This is a genomic window from Acinetobacter sp. NPDC052428, from assembly GCF_044547685.1.
GTDB lineage: Bacteria > Pseudomonadota > Gammaproteobacteria > Pseudomonadales > Moraxellaceae > Acinetobacter > Acinetobacter lwoffii_G.
The window spans coordinates 1-24,046 of the sequence record NZ_JBIUAT010000016.1 but is presented as its reverse complement, the minus strand read 5'-3'; the positions used below and the strand labels follow the sequence as shown (position 1 = coordinate 24,046).

Annotated in this window: 22 protein-coding genes and 1 rRNA gene; 2 read left to right on the top strand and 21 right to left on the bottom strand. The window is 42.3% G+C overall.

From position 1 onward, the window contains the following. Window positions 1-67: 67 nt before the first annotated feature. From fghA to ACIG3F_RS09895, 7 genes are all read right to left on the bottom strand, one after another. Entirely contained in the window at window positions 68-904 is an 837-nt protein-coding gene (gene fghA / locus ACIG3F_RS09925; protein ID WP_396469952.1) for an S-formylglutathione hydrolase, read from the bottom strand. Window positions 905-947: 43 nt separating this feature from the next. After that, window positions 948-2,330, bottom strand: coding sequence for a C13 family peptidase (locus tag ACIG3F_RS09920; RefSeq protein ID WP_071851394.1), 1,383 nt, complete (start codon window positions 2,328-2,330; stop codon window positions 948-950). Between the two features lie 120 nt (window positions 2,331-2,450). Then, window positions 2,451-3,272 (bottom strand): class I SAM-dependent methyltransferase, encoded by an 822-nt coding sequence (locus tag ACIG3F_RS09915; protein WP_396469951.1) that lies wholly within the window; start codon window positions 3,270-3,272, stop codon window positions 2,451-2,453. Next, window positions 3,266-4,090 carry an undecaprenyl-diphosphate phosphatase gene (locus tag ACIG3F_RS09910; protein ID WP_004279167.1) on the bottom strand — a complete coding sequence of 275 codons (825 nt, stop codon included), beginning with the start codon at window positions 4,088-4,090 and terminating at the stop codon, window positions 3,266-3,268. The genes ACIG3F_RS09915 and ACIG3F_RS09910 overlap by 7 nt, the downstream gene beginning before the upstream one ends. A gap of 16 nt (window positions 4,091-4,106) precedes the next feature. After that, window positions 4,107-4,772: a tRNA (adenosine(37)-N6)-threonylcarbamoyltransferase complex dimerization subunit type 1 TsaB gene (gene tsaB, locus ACIG3F_RS09905; RefSeq protein ID WP_247143843.1), complete on the bottom strand. Its 666-nt coding sequence runs from the start codon at window positions 4,770-4,772 to the stop codon at window positions 4,107-4,109. 136 nt (window positions 4,773-4,908) lie between these two features. Then, window positions 4,909-5,436, bottom strand: a complete 528-nt coding sequence (locus ACIG3F_RS09900; protein ID WP_171054296.1) for a gamma carbonic anhydrase family protein — start codon at window positions 5,434-5,436, stop codon at window positions 4,909-4,911. Window positions 5,437-5,460: 24 nt separating this feature from the next. Further along, window positions 5,461-6,069 carry a CoA pyrophosphatase gene (locus tag ACIG3F_RS09895; RefSeq protein ID WP_004279164.1) on the bottom strand — a complete coding sequence of 203 codons (609 nt, stop codon included), beginning with the start codon at window positions 6,067-6,069 and terminating at the stop codon, window positions 5,461-5,463. 123 nt (window positions 6,070-6,192) lie between these two features. Here ACIG3F_RS09895 and ACIG3F_RS09890 point away from each other — a divergent pair, with 123 nt between their 5' ends. After that, window positions 6,193-6,741 carry an NUDIX hydrolase gene (locus ACIG3F_RS09890; RefSeq protein ID WP_161785319.1) on the top strand — a complete coding sequence of 183 codons (549 nt, stop codon included), beginning with the start codon at window positions 6,193-6,195 and terminating at the stop codon, window positions 6,739-6,741. A gap of 59 nt (window positions 6,742-6,800) precedes the next feature. Here ACIG3F_RS09890 and ACIG3F_RS09885 read toward each other — a convergent pair whose 3' ends face one another. From ACIG3F_RS09885 to ACIG3F_RS09860, 6 genes are all read right to left on the bottom strand, one after another. Beyond that, entirely contained in the window at window positions 6,801-8,732 is a 1,932-nt protein-coding gene (locus ACIG3F_RS09885; protein ID WP_396469950.1) for a hypothetical protein, read from the bottom strand. A 21-nt stretch (window positions 8,733-8,753) separates the two neighbouring features. After that, window positions 8,754-9,947: a putative pilus assembly protein FilE gene (filE, locus tag ACIG3F_RS09880; protein ID WP_396469949.1), complete on the bottom strand. Its 1,194-nt coding sequence runs from the start codon at window positions 9,945-9,947 to the stop codon at window positions 8,754-8,756. A 7-nt stretch (window positions 9,948-9,954) separates the two neighbouring features. Beyond that, on the bottom strand, window positions 9,955-11,619 hold the full coding sequence (locus ACIG3F_RS09875; RefSeq protein WP_396469948.1) for an OmpP1/FadL family transporter: 1,665 nt from the start codon (window positions 11,617-11,619) through the stop codon (window positions 9,955-9,957). 13 nt (window positions 11,620-11,632) lie between these two features. Beyond that, window positions 11,633-12,838, bottom strand: a complete 1,206-nt coding sequence (locus ACIG3F_RS09870; RefSeq protein WP_004646032.1) for a hypothetical protein — start codon at window positions 12,836-12,838, stop codon at window positions 11,633-11,635. A 34-nt stretch (window positions 12,839-12,872) separates the two neighbouring features. Beyond that, a complete protein-coding gene (locus ACIG3F_RS09865; protein ID WP_004646031.1) occupies window positions 12,873-13,706 on the bottom strand; it encodes a C39 family peptidase in 834 nt (277 codons plus the stop codon). Window positions 13,707-13,895: 189 nt separating this feature from the next. Beyond that, window positions 13,896-15,014, bottom strand: coding sequence for a DUF6160 family protein (locus ACIG3F_RS09860; RefSeq protein ID WP_159516593.1), 1,119 nt, complete (start codon window positions 15,012-15,014; stop codon window positions 13,896-13,898). 259 nt (window positions 15,015-15,273) lie between these two features. Between ACIG3F_RS09860 and ACIG3F_RS09855 the strand changes: the two genes are divergently transcribed. Continuing rightward, a complete protein-coding gene (locus ACIG3F_RS09855) occupies window positions 15,274-16,605 on the top strand; it encodes an anthranilate synthase component I family protein (protein ID WP_396469946.1) in 1,332 nt (443 codons plus the stop codon). A 110-nt stretch (window positions 16,606-16,715) separates the two neighbouring features. On the opposite strand, the gene hisC is transcribed toward ACIG3F_RS09855, so the two are convergent. From hisC to rrf, 8 genes are all read right to left on the bottom strand, one after another. Further along, window positions 16,716-17,804 carry a histidinol-phosphate transaminase gene (gene hisC / locus ACIG3F_RS09850; RefSeq protein WP_243475449.1) on the bottom strand — a complete coding sequence of 363 codons (1,089 nt, stop codon included), beginning with the start codon at window positions 17,802-17,804 and terminating at the stop codon, window positions 16,716-16,718. Window positions 17,805-17,952: 148 nt separating this feature from the next. Beyond that, the gene (gene hisD, locus ACIG3F_RS09845; protein WP_396469945.1) at window positions 17,953-19,257 is read right to left on the bottom strand and encodes a histidinol dehydrogenase; all 1,305 of its coding nucleotides are present in this window, start codon (window positions 19,255-19,257) and stop codon (window positions 17,953-17,955) included. Window positions 19,258-19,443: 186 nt separating this feature from the next. Next, on the bottom strand, window positions 19,444-20,145 hold the full coding sequence (gene hisG / locus ACIG3F_RS09840; protein WP_004646025.1) for an ATP phosphoribosyltransferase: 702 nt from the start codon (window positions 20,143-20,145) through the stop codon (window positions 19,444-19,446). Beyond that, entirely contained in the window at window positions 20,145-21,401 is a 1,257-nt protein-coding gene (gene murA, locus ACIG3F_RS09835) for a UDP-N-acetylglucosamine 1-carboxyvinyltransferase (protein WP_004279150.1), read from the bottom strand. Before murA ends, hisG begins: the two co-directional genes overlap by 1 nt. Window positions 21,402-21,408: 7 nt before the next feature. Then, the gene (gene ibaG / locus ACIG3F_RS09830) at window positions 21,409-21,660 is read right to left on the bottom strand and encodes a BolA family iron metabolism protein IbaG (protein WP_004730742.1); all 252 of its coding nucleotides are present in this window, start codon (window positions 21,658-21,660) and stop codon (window positions 21,409-21,411) included. A gap of 133 nt (window positions 21,661-21,793) precedes the next feature. After that, window positions 21,794-22,126, bottom strand: coding sequence for a ribosome hibernation-promoting factor, HPF/YfiA family (gene hpf, locus ACIG3F_RS09825; protein WP_004730744.1), 333 nt, complete (start codon window positions 22,124-22,126; stop codon window positions 21,794-21,796). A gap of 184 nt (window positions 22,127-22,310) precedes the next feature. Continuing rightward, window positions 22,311-23,762 (bottom strand): RNA polymerase factor sigma-54, encoded by a 1,452-nt coding sequence (locus ACIG3F_RS09820; protein ID WP_396469944.1) that lies wholly within the window; start codon window positions 23,760-23,762, stop codon window positions 22,311-22,313. 197 nt (window positions 23,763-23,959) lie between these two features. Further along, a 5S ribosomal RNA gene (gene rrf / locus ACIG3F_RS09815) occupies window positions 23,960-24,046 on the bottom strand; the annotation flags it as partial.

The window sequence follows — 24,046 nt, the reverse complement described above, 5'->3', positions numbered from 1 at the left end:
CAGAATGTAAAAACATTTTGGAGGTTTTTTAATCTTTTTAGTACTGCTAGATGTGTGCAGTCTTGCTTTAAGGATTTAGCTGCACGGCATGGAATTGCAAATGGTCATCTACGAAACTTTGAATAAAGTAATACCCATGATCATAGCCCTGATGTTCACGCAAAGTTAGCGGCTGGTTCACCGCATCACAAGCTTGCTGAAACAAGGCTGGATTAAGCTGACTATAGAACTGATCCGAAAAACCCTGATCAATCAGGATATCGCTAAATAATGCACCCTTTTCCTGAACCAAAGCGGTCGCATCATGTTTCAGCCATTCCTCTTTTTCAGTACCCAGATAATTCGAAAAGGCTTTGTCTCCCCATGGGCACTGGCTCGGTGCACAAATCGGTGCAAAGGCTGAAACAGATTTGAATTTTTCTGGATATTTGAATGCCAAGGTCAATGCGCCATGACCGCCCATAGAGTGACCAAAGATGCCGATCTTGCCAGAATGGATCACGAATTCCTCAGTCACCAGTGGATAAAGCTCATCCACAATGAAGCTTTCCATTTGGTAATGTTCAGCCCATGGCTCCTGGGTGGCATTGATATAAAAACCTGCCCCCTGACCGATATCCCAGTTATCGCCTTCTGCCACACCTTCACCACGTGGCGAAGTATCTGGTGTAATCAGGATCAAACCGAGCTGTGCCGCCAGACGCTGTGCATGCGCCTTGATGGCAAAGGTTTCTTCGGTACAGGTCAAACCTGCCAAATAGAATAATGCAGGACAGCTGTGACCTTCTAAAGCTTGAGGCGGCAGAAAAATGCCAAACTTGGTCGGTGTTTTAAGATAGCGTGAATCAAAACGATAAATCCGCTGTTCACCTTCAAAGCTTCTATTGTTCTGTATAAGTTCCATGGCTATTCCTTATTATTGCAACCGGTCTGTGGATGACATTGATCTAGGGAGATGGTGTCGCCGTACTGGTCTGTGGAAATAAACGTTGCTCCAGTTGTGGCAACATCAATTCCATATTCTTGCCAATCACCCATTGCGGTTCTGATGGCTCAAAACCTTGAGCTGATTCCCATTTTGCTACGGTATCTGTGGCCTGTGCGAAAGCACTTTGCAAGCTGCTATTTTCACGCATGGCTTCATCAAAGAACGCACGGCCAAAATAGGTATAATCCGCTTCATTCGAACAGCCAAAAGACTGACGGTCGGCTGCCGAAGCCGTAATCACCAAGGTATTGTCATTCTGCAAAGCAGAAGCAAAACTGCCTGAAAAACATGCCGAGATCACAATCACGCGCCAACGTATGCCTGATGCATCCAGTGTCTCACGCAACCATTTTGGATCAACCTGCGCCAGATCCAGCGGTGCATTTTCCATTTCAAACACATTCGGCAAACCGTGAGAGGTCATGTATAAAAACAGCACATCACTTTCCCGGTTCATCTGCTGCCCCATACGGCGTAATGCCAGCTCCATACTGGTTTTGGAAGCAATCGGCATGGTGGTACGTGTCGCTGGGTGATTGACCAAGGCAATCGATCGGCCAAAAGTACCAAAACGGGTATCAAACTGTTCTTTAATCCGCTCAACTTCAGAATGGAATACATCCTGATAGCTCGCTCCGGCCACCCCCATGAAATACCAGTGCGACTGTGCGAATTCACCATATTCGATATTTTCCAGCGCTTTGTTCAGCAGAGTTGGCTGGGCATAGAAAGCATCTTCGGCAAAACTCGGTGGAATTTCTTCGACTTTCCAGATCGGCTGATCTTTGACTGAAATCTGCCAGACTACCAAGGTAAACAAGGTTGCCAGCATAATCAGCGCACGTTCCCACCACGGCCATTTTAATTCACGTGAAATCACCCAGACCACTGCCAGACTTTGCCAGACAAATAGCATGACAAAGAGCGTTGGAATATAGTCGTAGAGGATATACGGCAGATAATCCAGATCACCCAGATACTGGATCAGGCACTGGAACAGCATGATATGGGTATCTAACACCAGCCATAACAAGGCTGGCACTAGCATCAAGCGTGGATTATTGACCCGCTGTGACAGAAAAATACCGACAATCAGGGCAATGAAAGGCCAAAGTGCATAACTGATCAGACCTTGAGAGTTAAAATCTCCCATACGGCCTGAACTGAGCCAGCTAAACAAACTGTTGGCGCAGCCACCCAAAATCCCCCAGAACACCAGTTGCATGATGGATGGACGGACCAGTTGTAAAGAACGCCTCGACCCCAGAAATAACCACATCCCGGCAATTTGGTTGCTCTTAAAATCGTGCCAAAAATTAATGGAGGGTTTAAAGTCGATCATAGGATTTCAAGGAGATGAGTGGCTCGCTAATGTGCTGAATAAGTTTATGCTTGATAAGCATTTAATCAATGCTAATTTTAAATATATAACAAATCTTTGCTTAATAAAGAAGCCATTATCTTATTCAGCTACAAGTTCATGCTGAAAATACGCATCAAAGCGACAAGCATCGCCTTGCCATTGATGATTTGGCTCTTTTCCGGCCAGAAATACCGCGAGACGCGGACGTTTGACCACGACACGCTTGCCAATTTTCTGCGCCAGTTCCAGTAAGTTGTCGCCCAGATCCATTTCACCATCTTCAGGCAATAACATATGTAACAGCTGCATCTGTTTTTTGACCTGCGCCTGCTTTTTGGCTGCCTGCTGGTTTTGATCACGCTGTGGGAACATTGGATCAAGATAAACCACATCGACAATTTGATGCTGCTGGGCCTGTTGCTGCAGATAATCGGCTGAATCAGAAAAAACCAAATGAATCCGTGATACGACCTGACTCAGGAATGTGTCCGACTGGGCACGTGTATGGCTATCTTCAAGCAAGGTGAATAGAATCGGATGCCGTTCAACCAGGGTGACTTTCGCACCTAAATGCGCCATCAACAGACTGTCATGTCCCAGACCCGCAGTCGCATCGACCAAATTTGGTTTTTCATTTAAATTACAGGCGCGTGCAATCATTTCCGATTTCAAAGATGCGCGTTTTAACCGTCCGGTCTCCGCCTGCCAGTCCGGTTGCATCTTCATGCCGTTGGCACATAACCAGAGTCCGTCAGCATCGACACAGAGGGCCAGTTCAGGATTTAAACGGAAAAAACGTGCATTGAGTTTTTCAACAGTTTCAATCTCAACCTGCACCCCACGAGAAGAAAGCACAGCCTCGAAGTGCTGTGCTTTCTCTTGATCGTCAGATTCGGCATATAAGCGAATCGCGCTTACCATAATTTCCAACCTGTATAGGCAAATAATAAAATCAGCAGACCCGAAGCAATACGATACCAGGCAAAGATCATAAAATCGCGTTTGGCCACATAAGCGACAAGCGCACGGATTAATATCAATGCCGAGATAAAGGAAACCAGAAGCCCAACCCCGATCACGGTCCAGTCTTCAGTGGTATTTAAGACATCATAGCTTTGATAAAGGTCTAGCAGACCAGCGCCAATGATCACCGGAATACCCAGAAAAAATGAGAATTCAGTAGCGGCCTTACGTGACACCCCCAGGAACATCGCACCGATAATGGTTGCACCTGAACGGGAAGTTCCCGGTATCAAGGATAAAACCTGAATCAGGCCAATCCAGATCGCATCTCTAATGCTGAGTTCTTCAACTTCATGGACACGGACTTGTGGTGGATTCTTTTCAATCCAGATAATGATCAAACCACCGACGATCAAACCAATGGCAATGGCAATATCATTAAACAGTAATTGTTTGACGGTTTGTCCCAAAGTCAGACCAATCAATATAATCGGAATAGAAGCCAGAATCAGGCCAATGCCTAAACGGCGACCTTGCGGTTCACCGCTGACAATCCCGGTCGCTGCACCCCAAAGACGTGCCCAATATTCATAAATAACGGCAGCAATTGCCCCCATCTGGATCGCGATGACAAATACATCACTCTTTTCCTTGGTCCAGAAATTCATTAATTCTGATGCCAAAATCAAATGGCCGGTACTGGAAATAGGCAAAAACTCGGTAATGCCTTCGATAATACCCATGATGGCCGCTTTGAGTAGCAGTAAAAGATCCATGCTTTATCCTAATTAATTATGCTTTGCCTTGTTCTGGAATTTTTTTCCACGCGTTATCGCGTAAATATACGGGTAATGCCAATTCTGCACTGACCCAGTTTTCTGCTTGCGCCGCTGCACGTGCAATGCTAGCAATATCCTGTGCGGTCGCATGCACATCTTTATAAATTGAAGTTTCGCTTTGTACCAGTTCAGCACCTGAGCCAACCGGGGTAAAGCGCACAGCTTGGCTGCCTTCTGCATAACTTAATAGTTGCTCATCATCGACCGGTTGCATAATCCCCTTCGCATCCAGTTGATAGCTCGCGATATAGACTTCGCTCATGCGGGCATCCAATACCGCAGACACTTCCTTGAGGCCGTGTAAACGATAGGCTGCTTGTGCCAAAGCCTGCAAAGTTGACACCGGAATTACCGGCACATCATTTGACCAAGCCAAGGCCTGAGTCACGGCAGCATTAATACGCACACCGCTAAAAGAACCCGGACCACGACTAAAGGCAATCGCGGTCAAATCAGCAATGGCCAGCCCAAGATCTTGCAGACCTTGTTCAATCATCGGGAGAATCGTTTGCGTTTGTGCCTTGGCGCGCGCATCAAGCTGAAAAAATAGTTCTTGAGTATCATCGATTACAGAAACGGAACACTGCTCATTGGCAGTCTCCAATGCCAGCACTTTCATGCACAACCTTAATTCAGAGAATATAAAAAACGCGGATATGATACTCCACTCATATCCGCTACGCGAGATTTTCCCGAAACAGATACAAAAATGCCTAGAAAATCTAGGCTTATGATTCAATCATTAAAAAAGTGCCTTAGAGTTGCACTTCTTCCAAATCCTGAAATTTCTGAAAATGCTCGGCATAATGCATGGCGCTCATTGTTAATTTTTGAATACTGTCATCATCCAGCATTTTTACCACTTTACCGGGTGAGCCCATCACCACGGAATTATCGGGTATCACCTTACCTTCCGGAATCAAGGCATTGGCACCAATAATACAATTCTTGCCAATCACGGCATGGTTCAGAATGACGGCCTGAATTCCGATCAGGCTGTTATCTCCAATGGTACAGCCATGCAACATAGCCTGATGCCCAATTGTCACATAATTGCCAATATTCATCTCGATGCCGGCATCCGTATGCAGCACGGCATTTTCCTGCACATTACTAAAGTCACCCAATTTAATTTTACTGTTATCTGCACGTACTACAGCCCCAAACCAGACACTGACTTGTCGTCCAAGCTCAACTTGTCCAATCACTGTTGCCGTTGGTGCCACCCAGCCATCCCAGGGCTGATGTGTAGCGGTAGGTAAGTGTCCCTGAAATTTGTACAACATTGATAAAATCCTGTTCAATGGTTAAAAAAATTTGGAGCGTTTAAACGTTGGAGAATTAAGCAAGAATGGCCAGTCTTTTTTATAATCCAGCCCATATTGAAATAAAGAAATCAGCATACGTGCGGTCAAGCCCCAGACCACTTCATTTTCTACCCGCATACTCGGAAAATATAAAGATTGCTGGGCAAAGCGAACTTCATAAGGCGTAGGTGTCACTTCAAGCAAATGCTGCAATGAGGCAAAGAAAATCCGGTCGATTTCCGTCGGTTGTGGAATCAGCTTCACTTGCGGAGGAATCAGTCCCACAATCGGTTTGACCAGCATGCCATTGCGGGCTTTTTGCATGGGTAAATCACCCATTAAATGCACATCAAAGGGGTTCAATGCCGTTTCCTCATAGGCTTCCCTTAAAGCCACCACAATATTACTGGTATCTTGCGGATCGCGCTTGCCACCCGGAAATGAGACTTCTCCGGCATGATTATTCAAATAAGCTGAACGGCGCGTCAGCAATACTTTCGGATCAGCTTCATCTGTAATTGCAATCAACACGGCAGCATGCGCAGATCGGATACGCTTGGAAAAACGTAAGCGTTGCTGCAACCTTTGTGTCAATTCACATGCATCCATTCTTTCAACCCTGACGATGATCATAATTTCATCATAGCTGATTTTAGTCGGGGCGGGAGAGAAATGATGCCAAATTTTGCTTTTTCAGTTATCCTGAGCATACTTTTATCATTGATGATGAATATGAACTTCTGTGTGAATTGTGGTCATAAAACCACTGCTAAAATTCCTTTGGGCGATCAGCAAATTCGCAGCGTATGTGATTCATGCGGCTCTATTCATTACATTAATCCGAAAGTAATTTGTGGCGCTTTAGTCTTATTCGAAAACAAAGTACTGTTGTGCCGTCGTGCCATTGAACCACGCTATGGCTTATGGACTTTACCTGCCGGCTATATGGAACTGTTTGAAACCATGGAGCAAGGGGCTGCCCGGGAAACCCGCGAAGAAGCCGAAGCTGAAGTAGACATTGAACAGCTTTACTGTATGTATAATATTCCGCGTATTGGTCAGATTTATGTGCTATTTAAAGCCAATCTGATTGATGGAAAATTTGGTGCGGGTGAAGAGACCATCGAAACACGTTTATTTGATGAAGCAGATATTCCCTGGACTGAACTTGCCTTCCCGAGTGTAGAACATACCCTCAGACATTATTTTGAAGACCGTAAAAATAATATTTTTCCAATGCATCTGGAAACCTTAGGCACGCGTCTAGACCACACGGGTTAAACCTAACATGCATAAAAAAAATCCCATACTAAGATGGGATTTTTTATTTTTAAGGAATATTATTTGGCTTTGACTTGGTAGCAATCCGCAAGTTTAAACTCAACCGAACCACCGTTTAATTTTGCCAGGCTAATATCTGCCGGTGTTTCACCCTCATTGTTATTATTATAAACTTTTTGAAAACTCGCATAGGTATTGGCCCATTGTACTCCATCACCTGCCGAATTCAGGAAAGTTACACGCCCATTCTGGCCGACATTAGTATCCAACACATTAGATAAATTGAGCAGCGCACCACCGATCACAATCGAATCCCTAGAATCCGGTGAAGACTGGATGCGTGAATCTACCCCTACCAATGCACCATTGATATTACCAAACTTTTCATTGGCCAAAATCAGGCGCATGGAAACCGCTTTATCAGCGACAAATGCACGTCCCAAAGTCCCGAGGCGGTATTGTTGTATGTCTTGATGATCTAAGAGCGTATCTGCCAACACATCGCCTTGACAGCCATTCACCGGATCAGTCGCGAAATTATTAGAGGATTGCATATTGGTGCGTACATCACCATTACTGTCAATTACAATTCCTAAAGTAATTGGGCTGACAGTGGTATCTGTAAATTTAAATTCCAGATTGGCATACATTGGGAAAATGTATTTCTCCCCATCTGCGACGTTCTGCGCTGTTTTAAAGACCTGACGATCCAGATAACTAATCGGGAAAATCTTGTAGAGATCAATGCTTCCCGTATAGTTTTCACCATCGGCCTGCAAACGCCACAATCCCAAGTTAGCTTGATCGGAAGTATCCAGCGATTTTTTATCAGTCACCACCTTATAGAAAGCTTCTTTACCCGCAATCACATAATCATTCAATAATCTGCCTTGATATAACTCAAGCTGAGTCGCATTATTTGCGACATTCAGGCGATAAGGCGTGTTAATGGTTTTACTGGTTGGATGAATCCATGAACTTTGTGGATCAGCGGTCATTTGTACCGGTTTCACCTTACGGATGAGTTCAGCATTAACTCCCCCTAAGGAGGATAAATTTTCTTTCGCCACTTTTGACTGAGTATCACGCCATTGCAGGCCACTGCCAAAGGTGTAGCCCTGGCGATCGGTAATCAGCATAAAATGGCCAAATAAATATTTAGTATTCTTATTCTTAATATCACAAGGGCTTTGATTACAACCCACCAGTCCATCTGAACCCGTCAGGTTACTTCCAATCACGCCGGATGTTGAAAATAATGAAAATTCTGGCTGATACACAGCTGCGTTGGCAATCGTCACCAGTTTTTTGACTGTAGCAAAAGCGACCTCATCAGAAATTTGACTAATATCAATAAAATCTTTAATTTTGGTCGCCAAATCGGCATCAGTCAGGCTGATATTTCCGCTGATTTTAGCCAGGTTTTTGCGCATGTCTTCAGTAATATATAAAGGTTGCACATCAGATGGATTAACAATACTTCCCTTTTGTAGTGCCAAAGCTTGCAGAATTTTAACCAGACGCATGGCCACCTGAACGGTAGGATCAGTAGGCACCAAATCACCTACCCGGCGTCCGCTAATCCCACTCGCAATATCAATCACACTTAAACGTGGCAGCTGGGTCTGGGCACTAAAACTGGCATAATCACTGAGTTTTATTTGACCTAAATTAATCTTATTCGAACCAAAACTTTGAATAGAAAACTCAATATTATCGGTCTTTTGGCAGGTTCCAGAAGCTACCCCATTTTTACTGTCAAATAAGGTAATAAACGTATTTTCTGTATCGCCACTACAGTTGAAATTTAAACCATCAAGCGGATATTCCAGCCCCCATTCCACACAGTTAGTTTCACCGGGGGTACAAGCACCATTTTCCGTAGCTTCATCACCTGGTTCTTTTATAACATTGGCACTTTCCCCACCACATCCGCTCAGTGCCATTAAAAGTGTACTTATAGCAAATGGAAATAATATTTTATTTTTCATATTCTTATACTCGAATAGTCCTTATCGAATGGCGACTAATTTTAGTTGTCCATGATTTGTCAGCATCTTGTCTTCAACATCTATCGCGGAGGCCAAAGGCGTCAATAATACATATTCAGTTTGTGCAGGAATCTGGAGAACCCCTTCGATACGCTCATGTTGAATAATATTCGCCTGTCCTTCCTGATTTTTAAAACCGCCCGCTCCTTCAAGCACACAGCCACGACTGTCTAAAAATACAACAAAAGGCCAATAATACGTTGGATTTTTCTGGCTAGAGGCATAAGAGTTGATCTGAATATTCTGGATATCGGATTGAAGCTTGACCACTTCAAAATCAAATTCGTCTGCTTTAAGAGGCGCACGAGGCCATAGGTTAACTGCTTTTTTAAGGCTGATTTCTTTCGCTTTTTTAATTTTCTTATCAGTAAAACACTGCATGCCCAAGCTATCGATAGTCTCCGACTGTGAAATACGATAATAACTTTGAGCCAGTACCACAGGACCGGAATCTACTTCTGGAGTTTGAAACAAGGATTTTAATACGGATTGTCCCACCCCTTTTTCACGTTCAATTGTCTGGATCCGGGTAGTTCCGATATTTTTATCTACTACTCCTTCGGGCATGCTATAGAAACGTTTTTTGCCTTCCAAATTAAATTCTTTATTTTCCAGATACTCACTATCTACATATTCAATGCCTTCAACCTGGCTAAATCCCGTTTTTTGTATGGTAGCAACAGAAGATCCAGTTTCAGCATCAGAAATTTGAGGAGCTTTAGATTCAGGTATTAATTGTGGTGTAGACTCAATCTGTGCTTGTGCAATATGCGGTTGTACTGGTTGTACTGGTTGTACTGGTTGTACTGGTTGTACTGGTTGTACTGGTTGTACTGGTTGTACTGGTTGTACTGGTTGTACTGGTTGTACAACCATATTATGGCCATGCTTAGGTTTAACTTGTCCATTTTCTACGACGGGCACTTTTTCTAAGTCTTGCTTTACAGGTGTGGAATGAACTGCTGCAATTCCTGCTGTTTTCGACAATCGAGATTTGTCCTCAGTTTTTTTCTCTGCATTATTACGGGGTACGACTAATGGTCGTCCATCCGGACCAATAATCGTAATAAATTCTTTAGCGCTTGTATAAAAAGACACGGATACCAGACTTAATGCCAGTACCGCTGTCAATCCAACGTTCCCTGTCTTGATCATTTTTCCCTTACCAACGAGTGCGATAATTCAAACCTAAAATTGTAATTTTGGTATCTGTTTTTACGTTTAAACCTGCATATGGGTTCAATAACAGATTATTTACTCCGGTCTGGTTGGCTAAACTACTGGTATTGGCTGGAATTTGATCTTTGCTGCGCAAGAAACCAATCGAGAGATCCAGATCAGTGTCTGCATCGAAACGGTAACCTACACCTAAACCAAAGAGCTGTGCACCATTGATCGGCACCATGGTATTACGCTTATTTTTTGGAATAGCACTGGTACGCGGTTCATAACCTGCCCGAAGCTTCAAGCGGTCTGTAGCGGCATATTCAATACCAATACCAAAGTTCCACGGCGATTCAAATCCCATAGGTAAAGCCAGTGAAGAATCAGTGACATTAGCAGACAAAATTTTGGCAATTTTTAGGGCTGAAATGGTACGGTCAAATTCGAATTTAAATTCGTCCCAGACCTTGTAATCTGTCCAGCCAATATCAAAATTGACTTGCAAATCTGGCATCACTTTATATTTGATACCTGCCTGAAAATGCGCCGGATATTCAAAATCCATCGACACCAGACCTGATTCACTTGATGGTATATAATTTGGAAAGCCAAGAATAGCCGCCAGAATCTGACCGGTTGGCGAGGTCATCAAACCTTTGATCATTTCCTGAGGGGCTTTGGCATTATCAATATGATATTTACCTTTTAAGCGCATTTTCGCAGAACTTTGGTAGACCATACCAAAACTAAAATCTTCGCGCGGTTCCCACAATATTCCCAGGTTATAACTTGGGCTTAAGTTTTGCTCAAGCTCCAGTTGCATTTGACCAAACTTGCCAAATGGATTCATCCCCTCATCCGCATTACAGATCCCGAGCAAAAGAATATCTGTAATAATGTCGGAATTTTCTTTAAACGGCGTACACACAACTTCGTCGATCATACGCAACATTCCGATCAACTCATTCGGGAAACGCAAGTCCGTTTTCATCCCAATGGCTTGATAAGACATCCCGATAGAAGCACCAATCGACAGCTGGTCATTAACCTCATAACCGATGGATGGTGACAGATAGGTAATCCGCTCTAAAGCAACCTGCTGCCCCATAAAGTTTGCCGGGTTACCATCTTCATGACCAAAACCTGCCATGAGAGGAGCATAAACAGCAGTCGCATACGTGGCTTTAGATCCAGGTGGGTTGTATGCAATCCCCATGGTCGGTGCAGTCAAAGGAAGGCCTTCCCCTAAATCCACCATTTTTTTCAAAAAAGGGACATAAAGGCTGACATATTCCACATCACCTTTGACCGACCCTTTAAAATCGGTACACAAATCAGATGAAACTTCAGGACCGTCATTACAGACAATAGGATCATCAGAATAGCCAAATACGTTATATCCGGCGGGTACTGAAAACTCACGCTGGATATCAAAATTAGCCACAATGATTTGCTGTTCGGTTTGCAGCCCATTAATTTTAGTCAGTGCAGCCGGGTTAAAGTGGACCGCATTGACCCCTGGAGGATCTGCAGTGACAGCATTCCCCATGGATAGTGCACGTAAATCAACTGAAAGGTTGGTTCCCAATTGTGCAAAGGTATAACTTGAACAGCCCGCAAGAATAATTCCTATTAATAACGGGCTAAGTCGAATGTTTTTCATACGACACCCCCTATTAACTAATTTTTTTACCAAAACCTAAAATATCAAGTGGGAATGACAGTCCCAACGAAACATCCGGTGCATCTTCGGTCAGCCCTAGGCCAACGGTACCATTAACAATGGTTTCTGGAGAGACTCGCACACCTAAGGAAATTGCAAAGGTAGAACTGGTCTGATCCGCAGCAGAATAACTTTCACCCGTGTTATAGCTAAATTCCGCACCGGTATTAAAGCTTTGCTGATAGGACATGGTCATCGAAACGTCATAGTTAAATGAATATGCGAAACCAAAGGCAAAGCCTCCACTAACACCAGGTTCAAACTCCTCAATAATTCGGCTACCTCGACGCTGATTTAGGCCTGATTCTTTAAAACCATAGTTCGCAGAAACTGATGCAAACAGCACGACTGGATCAATGTATTTACGCGTACTAGCACCTACTCCAGCAGAGTAATAACCCTTTCCTGCTGCTAGATCTGTCGCGGCATTAATTTCATAAGGACTATCACCCGTTTTAGTCGACAAATTTGCAAATAAAATCAGAGGCAGACGACCCGCTTTTAGTGGAAAGGGTTCCCAGCGAGCACCCAAACTAATATCGCCCAAACCTGCAGTAGACGTATCTTTTAACAAGTCAGTTTTGGCCACTAAAGGTAAGGATGCAGTCAAGGTCAGGTTATCTTTCACACCATATTGGAAAGTGAAAGTATTGGTCATACTATGTGTTGCATTTTCTTGAACACGTAGTTGATACAATTGGCCCTGAGCCATTTCTATATCAAGTTGAGTGTCTCGATAATAGGTATAATCAATATCGTAATATGATGAAATTTCGCCTTGTTTTATCAGAGAGTATTGGCGTTCATTTGACGTAAATACTTCTTCCAGATTAGCTGCCTGAGTAGCATCTCCTTCTTGTTGCTGTAAAGCTTGAGATGCATCTACGACTTGGCCAGCCTGAGTCTCTACAGGTGATGCTGTTTCAACGACCGCCTCTTCAACTGCTTCATATTCACCTAGTTCTGACTCTTCTGCAGCCTGCGTTTCGACCTGCCCGGTTTGAGCCGGTACAGATGCAGCAGTTTCAACGACAACTTCCTCATCAACCGTTTCGTATTCACCTAGTGCTGGTTCTTCTGCAGCAAATGCAACGCCCATTACCATTTGAATGCTCAGTGCCAAGAACGTCTTGTTCATCCATTTACTGTTCATATCCATTTCACCATTTTAATTTTTATTACTGTTTTTCATTTTATTTATTCTTGTAATACAGTCTCAGGAAGTTATGTTGATATTCCCCAAATTTTTCTGACTCTGTATTACGATTACGGTCCATACGGATCGTAGAAGCTTTATCAGCAATTTTGTCCATATAAAATTGTGGATACTGCATGTCAACCAAGGCATAGCGATTGATCGTAGCATCTTCTACATGGCGCATATCTGATTCTTTTAATGCTAGAAAATTTTTGCGATATTGTTCAGGTACATTAATCAGGAACAAAGTGTTATTTTCCCAAATATCCTGAAAACGCCGTTCCTCAAAACTGATATTACCAAGTGCCGGATCTGCGACATAAACCCGGCCATTTTTATAACCTTTATAAACTACAAAATGCTTAAATCCTGCATAGGAAATCGGAACAATGGCGGGCTGATCTTGATTAACTAAATCTTTGAACTCCCCTCGATAGCCTCCACTTTCCAACCCTAAGGCTGATACAAAGCGCTTCATATCAAGCAGAGAAAAACTACGGCGTTCAACAATTTTATCCGTTTCACCGAATTTCATCAGCCCACTCATGACTTGCTGCTCATCCAGCTGCGTACCGACATAACCATTGAGCAGGGTCGTAAGCGCTGCCGAACCACAACTGTAATCATAAGCCTGACGTACAATGCCCTGAAACTGATCCAGAAGTGCAGGTTTTACTTCCACAGCTTCACGGTGCATACGCACAAAAGAGTCATTTCTTGAATCAAGAACTTCAGTATAGTGAACAGCACCATTCGGCTGTTTTTTGATATCCAGAGCTTCTTTGGCAGCGTAATACATCAATGCCGAGCCCAACGCGATCTCTAACATAATTATTAACTTTTCTTATAATGGGCATAATGTGCCTATTTTTCTTTTTATAGAGCATTCACTCTACTTCCCTGTAACTAGAAAGATACCTGCTTTTTCAAAAAAATACAGTATTTTTTTTATTTTTTGGATAAATGATTTAGTCATAAAAAAGCGCGTGTAAACACGCGCTTTTTTTTTAAATAAAGATTAGTGACCTGAAATAGTAATAACTGCGCCTGGATGGTATGTACCTTGCGCTGGACTGTAATAAGTCTGCATTCCTTGAACTTCCATATCACCAATTGATGCTGCGTTACGGCTACCTAAATGAATACCTTTCACATAGTTATCATGCGCACCACTTGTACTGACAATACGAATAAAACCTTTATTTGCAGCTGACTCACCAAATACACTAATATTTTGATTTAAAGTTAAATTTTTAGAATTAGCATCTGTAAGCTTGATACTCTCGATAAAGATTTCACCGGGACCATCCGTTGTTACACCTGCAGCAATTGTTGCACCATCTGTTGAATTATCAAGAATACCCAAATCGTTGATTGTCAAACCACCAATCATTGTCGCATTCAACTTGATCATCGCGCCTTGAGGTGCTGCACCCAATTGAATGTTTGCAGACATAGGACCTGTTTTAAGAGATAAGCCAGACAAAATGTCATTAACCTTGCCTTGACCACCACGACGAATAGTATTTGCATTAGCAGCTGGTTCAGCACCACTTGCTACAACACCAATTTTACCAATACTGATGTCTAGGCCTGAAACTTCAGCTGCAATGTTAATGAACGGATCACCACCATTTGCATCAGAATCAATTTTTAAATCCATAAGGTTGCGCGAAGCTAGTAAGTAAGCCCCATTGTCATCATAGTTTGCACCAACAACAACACCATGGTTTTCATTCTTATGACCTGCTTCACCATTACCATAGATTACGATTGCAGCAGCCCCACCTGTACCACCTAAGCTAACATCTTTTGCAACAGGGTCATATGAAGCGGTTCGTGTATCGAGCTGTACTACAGTCCCACCTTGATTCGTTGCCAATGTACCAGTTTTATATACAACACCACTTGCATCTGATAATAAACCAGTTGACTTCATTGTAGAACTAGAAGATAAACCATCATTGTCATGAATAAATAGTTTTTCAATTTCAATTTTTGAAATACCGATACCAATACTAATACCGTCTTGACCCGTTGTTTCGCTTAGAGATGCATCATCCATTGCTTGCATCGCCATCGCATTGGCACTAAATGCAACTGAAGTCGCTAAAACTAATTTTGTAAATTTTTTCATTGTTTACTCTCCCAAGAGTACTATTTTTTTTGGTTGTGAATTACTCAGTGTTTAGGCTGTATTTTTTATTTTCTGACAGCTTAAGCATCTTTCCTTGAGTAATTTGCTAGCCCACTTAAATTAGCCTTGAGTCAGTTTTTGATCAACTGTTGTTGGTCGCAATCTGTCGCTTACCGATAAACGGTATTTTATGATTTAAAAATATTTTCCTGACTTCTTGATATAAAATAGTGAGTCATATTGAACTCTCCATAACTGAATGACCGAAGCTCTCTATCATCGTCCCTTAAAGTTTGAATCACGTCTGGTTACAGATCTATTATCCGCATTGAAGACATTAGATCATCTGGTGTATTTAAATAATAATGGTCGGCCTTTTATTGCCTGCTGCGCTCAAGAATATTTTGTTGAGCAGACATCACGAATTCAGTCTTTTAAAAGAACAGGGATTGAACAATATCAGCCCAGCCCATCTGAATTTAATTTAGCGTTTAATGCATTAAAAAATCCTCAAAATAATGAATTTCATGGAGGTTATGTTGGTTTTATCGGCTACGATTATGCGGCTCAACAATATATTCAGTATCCAGATCGTCCTCAACCTGGTTTATTTATTGGTCAATTTTCTTCCTACATTAAACCAACCCCTGATGGCTGGATGTTCTATAGTGATGACCCCCAGGCAGAACAGATCTTCAATTATATTCAGAACTTACTTAATCAAGATAAAATTCACTCGACATTTCATTTAAAAAATCCTTGTACCTCACGCTGGACTAAATCTGTCTATACTCAGGCTTTTCAGAAAATTCAGGACTATATTGTTGCAGGTGACTGCTATCAGATTAATCTAACCCAAGAGTTTAAAGGTCGTGCCCAAGGCTCCCTCTTAGCGACTGCCCAAGCATTCTGGACATTAACCGAAGCGCCCTATGCGGGTTATTTGCGTATTGGTGATTTTGAATTACTCAGCTGCTCACCTGAGTTATTTATTGACTTCGAAAAAAATCGGAAAATTATCACCAAACCAATTAAAGGCACCATGCCACGCTATAGCGATCCAGTGCTGGATGAACAATCTAAAAAAACCTTAAAAGTATCGGAAAAAGATCAGGCAGAAAATGTCATGATTGTGGATTTATTACGTAATGATTTAAGTGTTTATGCGGAAACAGGCTCAGTTAAAACACCCAAATTATTTAATATCGAAAGTTTTAATCAAGTGCATCATATGGTGAGCGAAGTAGAAGCGACCTTAAAAGCAGATGTGAATCCTTTCGAAGTGTTAATGTCAGCCCTACCAGGTGGCTCAATTACGGGCGCACCTAAAATTCGTGCCATGCAGATTATTACTGAATTGGAAGGTGCTGCACGTGGTGCTTATTGTGGATCAATGGGTTATTTTAATTTTGATGGTACCGGTTCCTGGAACATTCTGATTCGTTCCATCCAAAAATATCAAGAAGATGTTTCTTTATGGGCGGGTGGTGGTATTACCATTTCTTCTGATTGTGATGCTGAATACCAAGAATGTTTTGATAAGGTTTCAGCAATGCTGGATCTGTTAAATACGTGGTATCAGCCTGAGTAAATAAAAAAGCGAATCATTTGATTCGCTTTTTTCTACAAATCCACCCTAACCCTCCTTTAGTAAAGGAGGGAACTCCTCCCTTTGAAAAGAGAAGCTAGGAGGGATTTTAATCACACCAAAATCTCATTTTTTAGCGTATCGACTAAACGCTGATTTTGCTCATCTGTACCAATGGTAATTCTTAAGAACTGGTTAATACGTGGCTTGTTAAAATAACGCACGATAATGCCACGTTCACGCAACTCACTTGCAAGTTCGCCCGCATCCTTAGATGGCAATGAGGCAAAAATAAAGTTGGCACTCGATGGTAAAACTTTAAAACCAAGCTCATTTAATTGGGACACCAACTTTTCACGACTCTTAATCACTTTTGCATTTTGTGCTTCAAAGTAGGCTTGATCTTCAAATGAAGCGACCGCTGCAGCAATCGCAAAACGGTCCATCGGATAGGAGTTAAAGCTATTTTTGACTGCTTCAAGTGCTGCAATCAAATGTGGCTGGGCAATCGCGAAACCAACACGTAACCCTGCAAGAGAACGTGACTTCGAAGTAGTTTGACATACGACTAAATTTTCATATTTTTCAACCAGCTTGACTGCTGATTCGGCACCAAAATCCACATAGGCTTCATCAATCACCACCACTGAATCCGGATTGGCTTGCAGAATTTCCTCAATGGCTACCAAGCCTAGATCAATACTAGTCGGTGCATTAGGGTTAGTGATAATAATGCCACCATTAGCTTGTTTATAGTCATTTACAACAATTTCAAAGTCATCATTCAGTGGCAAGATTTTGGTTTTGACGCCGAAAAACTGACTATAAACCGGATAGAAACTATAGGTAATATCTGGATAAAGTACAGGCCGTTCTTGAACAAAAAATGCTTTAAAGATATGTGCCAAAACCTCATCTGAGCCATTGCCGACAAAGACGGTTTCAACAGGTACATTTTGCTGTTTAGCGATCGCCTGTTTCAGTTCAGACGCATCCGGATCTGGATATAAACGCAAAACGTCTGCTGAATTTGCCAATACCTGTTGTACTGCCGCAACCACTTTGGGTGATGGCGGATACGGATTTTCATTGGTATTAAGTTTTAAAATATTCTGGATTTTTGGTTGTTCGCCTGGGATATACGGTTCTAATTCACGTACTTCAGGACTCCAAAAACGCATTTGTTCTGTTGTGATATTCATTTTGTATTCTCTTTAAACCCTCTCCTAACCTCTCCCTGAGCCATATATGGCGCAAGAGAGGAATTTTCATTACTAAAGACACAAGATTTTTGTGGTTTAAATTCTCCTCTCCTTTTAGGAGAGGGTCAGGGAGAGGTGGTAATGCTATTTATGATTGATAACGATAACGTGCTGAACGCGCATGCGCATCCAGGTTTTCTTGTTGCGCCAAGATATCCGCGGTTTTTGCTAAAGTTTTTACACCTTCTTGTGAGCACATGATCAGGCTTGAGCGCTTCTGAAAATCATAAACGCCTAAAGGTGATGAAAAACGTGCAGTACCTGAAGTTGGCAAGACGTGGTTTGGACCGGCACAGTAATCACCAATGGCTTCAGGCGTATAACGCCCCATAAAGATCGCACCTGCATGACGAATGCTATCAGACATTGCTTCTGCATCATCTAAACACAACATCAAATGCTCAGGCGCCACCTGATTAATCAAATCTGACGCTTCTTGACGGTCTTTCACCAAGACCAAAGCACCACGATTGGCAATCGAGGTACGGGCAATTTCTGCCTTCGGTAATGTTGCTAGATGCATTTCAATCGCCTGCTCAACATCATTCAGCAACTGTTCATCTGGTGTGATGAAAATGGCCTGTGCCACAGTGTCATGCTCAGCTTGCGAAAGTAAATCCATCGCCAGCCATTCAGCATTATTTTGACCTTCGGCATATACCAGAATTTCAGAAGGTCCTGCAATCATGTCGATACCGACCTGACCGAACACCGCACGTTTTGCCGCAGCCACAAAACGGTTCCCCGGACCTGTGATTTTATCGACTGATGGAATGGTTTCTGTACCATAAGCCAATGCCGCAACCGCTTGCGCACCACCAATTGTAAAGACACGCGTTACGCCTGCCAGATATGCAGCCGCCAGTACCAATGGGTTTAAATCACCATTCGGCGCAGGCACTACCATAATAATTTCAGGAACACCCGCCACATGTGCAGGCACTGCATTCATCAATACTGAAGATGGATAAGACGCCAGACCACCCGGTACATAGATCCCCACACGATCCAGTGGAGTCACTTTCTGACCGAGCGTATTGCCCAAGGCATCGACATAAGTCCAGCCATCTTGCTTTTGTGCTTGGTGGAATTCCCGAATACGATTCGCTGCAAGTTCAAGCGCTTCCCGGACTTCCGTGCTTAGACCATCAAATGCTGCTTTCAATTGTTCCTGGGTCAGTTCAAGCTCTGAAAATTGATGCGCCGGATGTCGATCGAACTGTTGAGTGAGTTTAAGAACTTGAGCATCACCATGCTGACGAACATCAGCAATAATTTGATCTACAGTTTTTAAAAGTTCAGGATCATTAACAGTTTCAAAAGCCAACAAGTCAGCAAAAGCTTGCTTGAAGTTTTGATCTTGGGTCGATAAACGTCGCATCAATTTACCCATCAGGTTTGAATTCGAAGGCTTTAGTTTACCTGTTTTCCAGACTTTTGTCGGCAGCTATAGTGCTCTAGCCCTATGAGTTTTATTGGAAATAACTTTTGGTAAAATTGATGAAAGAATTCACATCATATTTATGTTCAATCGAATAAAAAAACCGCCCTAAGAGGACGGTTTTTTTATGCAACAAATTTAGGCCTGTTTGGCCTTTTCACGTTCTTCCACGGCTTTTTCAAGCTGTGCCAGAATCGGATTTAACAACGCTTGCTTACGCTTGAAGCTAGCTTTGTTTACGATTAAACGTGAAGACACTTTGCAAATTTCTTCAAGTGGCTCTAAACCATTGGCGCGTAAGGTATTACCAGTATCGACCACATCAACAATGTAATCGCCCAGACCGACCAGTGGTGCAAGTTCCATGGAGCCATACAGCTTGATCACATCAACCTGCTCGCCAAGGCTGGCATAGTATTGACGGGTCAAATTCACGTACTTGGTCGCAATTTTTAAGCGACCTTTAGGTCGTTGCATCCCCACCTTACCGGCGGTCATCAATTTACATACCGCAATTTTCAGGTCCAATGGTTCATAGACATTTTGTGCACCATGTTCCATCAATACATCTTTACCGGCCACGCCAATATCGGCTGCACCATTTTCAACATAAGTCGGTACATCTGAAGCACGTAAAATTAGAATACGAACCTGTTTATGCGTGGTCGGGAAAATCAATTTACGAGATTTATCAGGATCTTCTAAAAGATTAATCCCTGCTGTTTCTAGCAAAGGTAAAGTCTCTTTTAAGATACGCCCCTTACTTAATGCCAAAGTTAAACCATGATCAAAATTGCCCATTACGTCAAAGTTTGGATCATCGTTTCTCATATCGCTCATTAATTTACTCGCTTAATTTGGGCACCTAAACTTTGTAACTTTGCTTCTACATCTTCATAACCGCGGTCAATATGATAAATGCGGTCAATCAGCGTTTCACCTTCAGCGGCAAGTGCTGCCAGCACCAAAGAGAACGAAGCACGTAAATCTGTTGCCATTACGGGTGCGGCAGAAAGTTTTTCTACACCCGTTACCACAGCATCATTACCTTCTACCTGAATATTGGCACCCATACGTGCCAATTCAGGAACATGCATGAAACGGTTTTCAAAAATCGTTTCAGAAATTGTCGCAAAGCCTTGAGCAATGGCATTCACAGCCATAATCTGGGCTTGCATATCGGTTGGAAATTCTGGATGTGGTAAGGTTTGGAAGCTGACAGCTTTCGGACGTTTACCCAGCATATCCAGTTCAATCCAGTCGTCACCACGGGTCACTTCTGCGCCCATTTCTTCAAACTTGTCCAGCACCGCTTCCATCAGGGACGGATCAGTATGCGTGGTTTTGATACGACCGCCAGTGATCGCTGCTGCTGCCAGATATGAACCGGTTTCAATCCGGTCAGCAACAACCGCATATTCACAGCCATGCAGACGTTCGACACCGGTCACAATTAAAGTATCGGTATCTAGACCTTCAATCTTGGCACCCATCTTGATCAGCATTTGCGCAAGATCAGTGATCTCAGGTTCACGTGCTGCATTGCGAATCGTGGTCACACCATCGGCCAACACGGCAGCCATCAGAATATTTTCTGTCCCACCCACAGTCACCATATCAAAGACAACTTCGCCACCTTTCAGGCGACCATCGACTTTGGCATGTACATAACCGGCTTCGACTTCAATCTCGGCGCCTAAAGCTTCTAAAGCTTTCAAATGCTGATCGACAGGACGGGAACCAATCGCACAACCGCCTGGTAAAGACACTTTTGCACTGCCATAGCGCGCCAATAATGGACCAAGCACCAAAATAGAAGCACGCATAGTTTTTACGAGCTCATACGGTGCGAACTGGTTATCTAATGTAGAAGTATCAGCAACAACCGTATCGCCTTCATAAGTCATGGTGATCCCAAGACCAGCAATCAGCTTCACCAACGTATTGACATCTTTTAGATTAGGAACATTTCTGAGCGTAATCGGGGTATCAGCAAGAATCATTGCTGCCAATAATGGAAGTGCTGCATTCTTTGCACCAGAAATGCGCACTTCACCTTCGAGCTTGATACCGCCCTGAATTAAAAATTTATCCATTAAATGATTAAGCTCCAAATAAGCTTGCTTTGCGCCATTCTTCTTTTGTCATCGCGCGAATCGTTACTGCGTGAACTGCACCACTGGCAATATGGGCATTGAGAGGAGCATAAACAGCTTGTTGGCGTGCAACTGGACGCTTACCTTCAAATTGATCATCCACAATACGGAGATCAAATTTTCCGCCCTGACCACTCACAGCAACATCCGCCTCTGGAAAAGCGGCTTCTAAAATTTCAGCGAGCTGTTCATTATTCATCACAAGACCTCTTATAGGACTAAGGGTGTAAAACGAGCCATTTTACTATAAATAGCAAAAATAATTCATGGATCCATACATTATATATATAAAAAAAAGAGGCTTTTAAAACCTCTTTTTCATCATTTGTCCTTTATAGAGCTAAAGGATGCTGCTGTAAATGCATTTCCCGGTATCGATCAATCTGCCGTTTCAATTTTTCGGTCAATATTTTAATTGAGGTATACATATCATCTGCGGTGGCGTGAGCAAAAAATTCAATGCCCGGTAATCGGATAATAGCCTCTGCGATATGATTACTACTGCCCTTTCTAGAGCGTTTATCAATTTGATGATCTTTCGAGAGTTTCACTTGCATACTATTCACCTGATCTAGGTGCTTCGTCATCTGTGAAAACTTGGTTTTTATACTTTCTTCAATAGCTGGCGTAATCGATAAATGATGTCCACGAATTGTTATTTGCATAGTTCTATCCCTCACCTTCGTTAGGATTAGAAGAGTCTCAATATAAAATAATTTAAATACAGTAACTTATAAATAAAATATCCGTATTTTAAGTCCTGAATCAAATCAATCTTACTGATCCTCAAAAGAAAAAAGATTCATTATGTTGTCATAATGAATCTCTAGAATAGCCAGATTTCAAATTTTAGATCAAGACTTTTCGCTCAGAAGATGAAGGAATATGTAACGATTCACGATATTTCGCCACCGTACGTCGTGCCACATCAATGCCTTCATCTTTTAACATATTGGCAATTGCATTATCAGACAGAGGCTTACGGGCATTTTCTTCGGAAATCAGTTTTTTGATTTTGGCACGAATAGCAGTAGAAGATGCTTCACCACCTGAAGTAGTCCCGACATGACTCGAGAAGAAATATTTCAACTCGAACAATCCACGTGGTGTCAGCATATATTTATTGGTGGTTACGCGAGAAACTGTAGATTCATGCAATTCGACTTCTTCTGCAATATCTCTTAAAACTAGAGGTTTCATGCCTTCCGCCCCAATTTCCAAGAACATTTTTTGATGTTCCACAATACAAGTCGCGACTTTCAATAATGTTTTATGCCGCTCATCGATACTTTTAATGAAGTTCTTCGCTTCCAGCATCTGATTACGCAGGTACTGATTATCATCGCTTTGATCTGCACGACGAATCATTTTGGCATAAAAAGAATTAACCCGTAACTTTGGCAGTACATCCGAGTTTAAATTGACTTGCCAGCAGTTATTCTTTTTCATCACCACGACATCTGGCACCTGATAATCTGATTCCTTATTTTCAAATTCCAGACCTGGATACGGTTTTAATATTTTTAGCAAATCTACGGCACAGCGCAACTGCTCTGGATTTAATCCAGTCTGTTTGATCAGCTTAGGAAGCTCATTGGTAATCAACAATTCATAATGTTGCAGAAGCTTGATCGCATCATTTCGGCAAGGCGTTGATGCAGGTAAATTATCAAGTTGAACCAATAGGCATTCTGCCAAACTTCTAGAACCCACACCCACCGGATCCAAACGCTGAATATGCTTTAATACAACGGCAACTTCATCATCTTCAATTTCTTCTTCAAAGCCCATAGAAGAGAGTAAATGTTGTACTGATGCAGTAATTTCACTCAACTCTGCATCTAAAAAACCTTTGTCGTCTAAAGAGTCGACGATGCAATAAGCGATTAATTTATCAACCTGTGAAAAATTCAAGAGATTAATTTGTTCCAGCATATATTCCTGCAGGCTCTGATGCCCTTGACGATTATCTTCACGCTCTTCGAACTCGGCCGCCCCTAGACTTGTAGGTTGATGGGTATAGACATCATCCCAATCGGTATCTACAGGTAAGTCATCAGGCAGATGATTGGCGTTAAGTTCATTGGTTAGATCGTGATTTTCATTATTTGATTCAATTGTAGATAAGCTTTCAAGGGTAATTTGTTCTTCAACTTTTTCTAACAGAGGATTGCTATCAAGTTGCAACTGAACTTCTTGCTCCAACTCCAGACTTGAAAGCTGTAATAACCGTATTGCTTGCTGTAATTGTGGAGTTAATGACAGCGAGTTTGCAATTTTTATGCCCACTGATAATCTCATTGTGACCCCCTTAATAAAAAATCTCGTTTTATAAGCAATTTTTATGCCGTTTTATTTTTTATAACACAGATTTACTAAAAAACATACAAATTGGATTTTAAATTTCTAGCCTTTCGCGACTAATAATTTTTAAATACTTAATTTTTCACATAAAAAAACACCCCCAACCGTTTGGTTGGGGGTGTTTAGGAATAATGAGCTGGCGATGACTTACTCTCACATGGGTAACCCCACACTACCATCAGCGCTAAGAGGTTTCACTTCTGAGTTCGGGAAGGGATCAG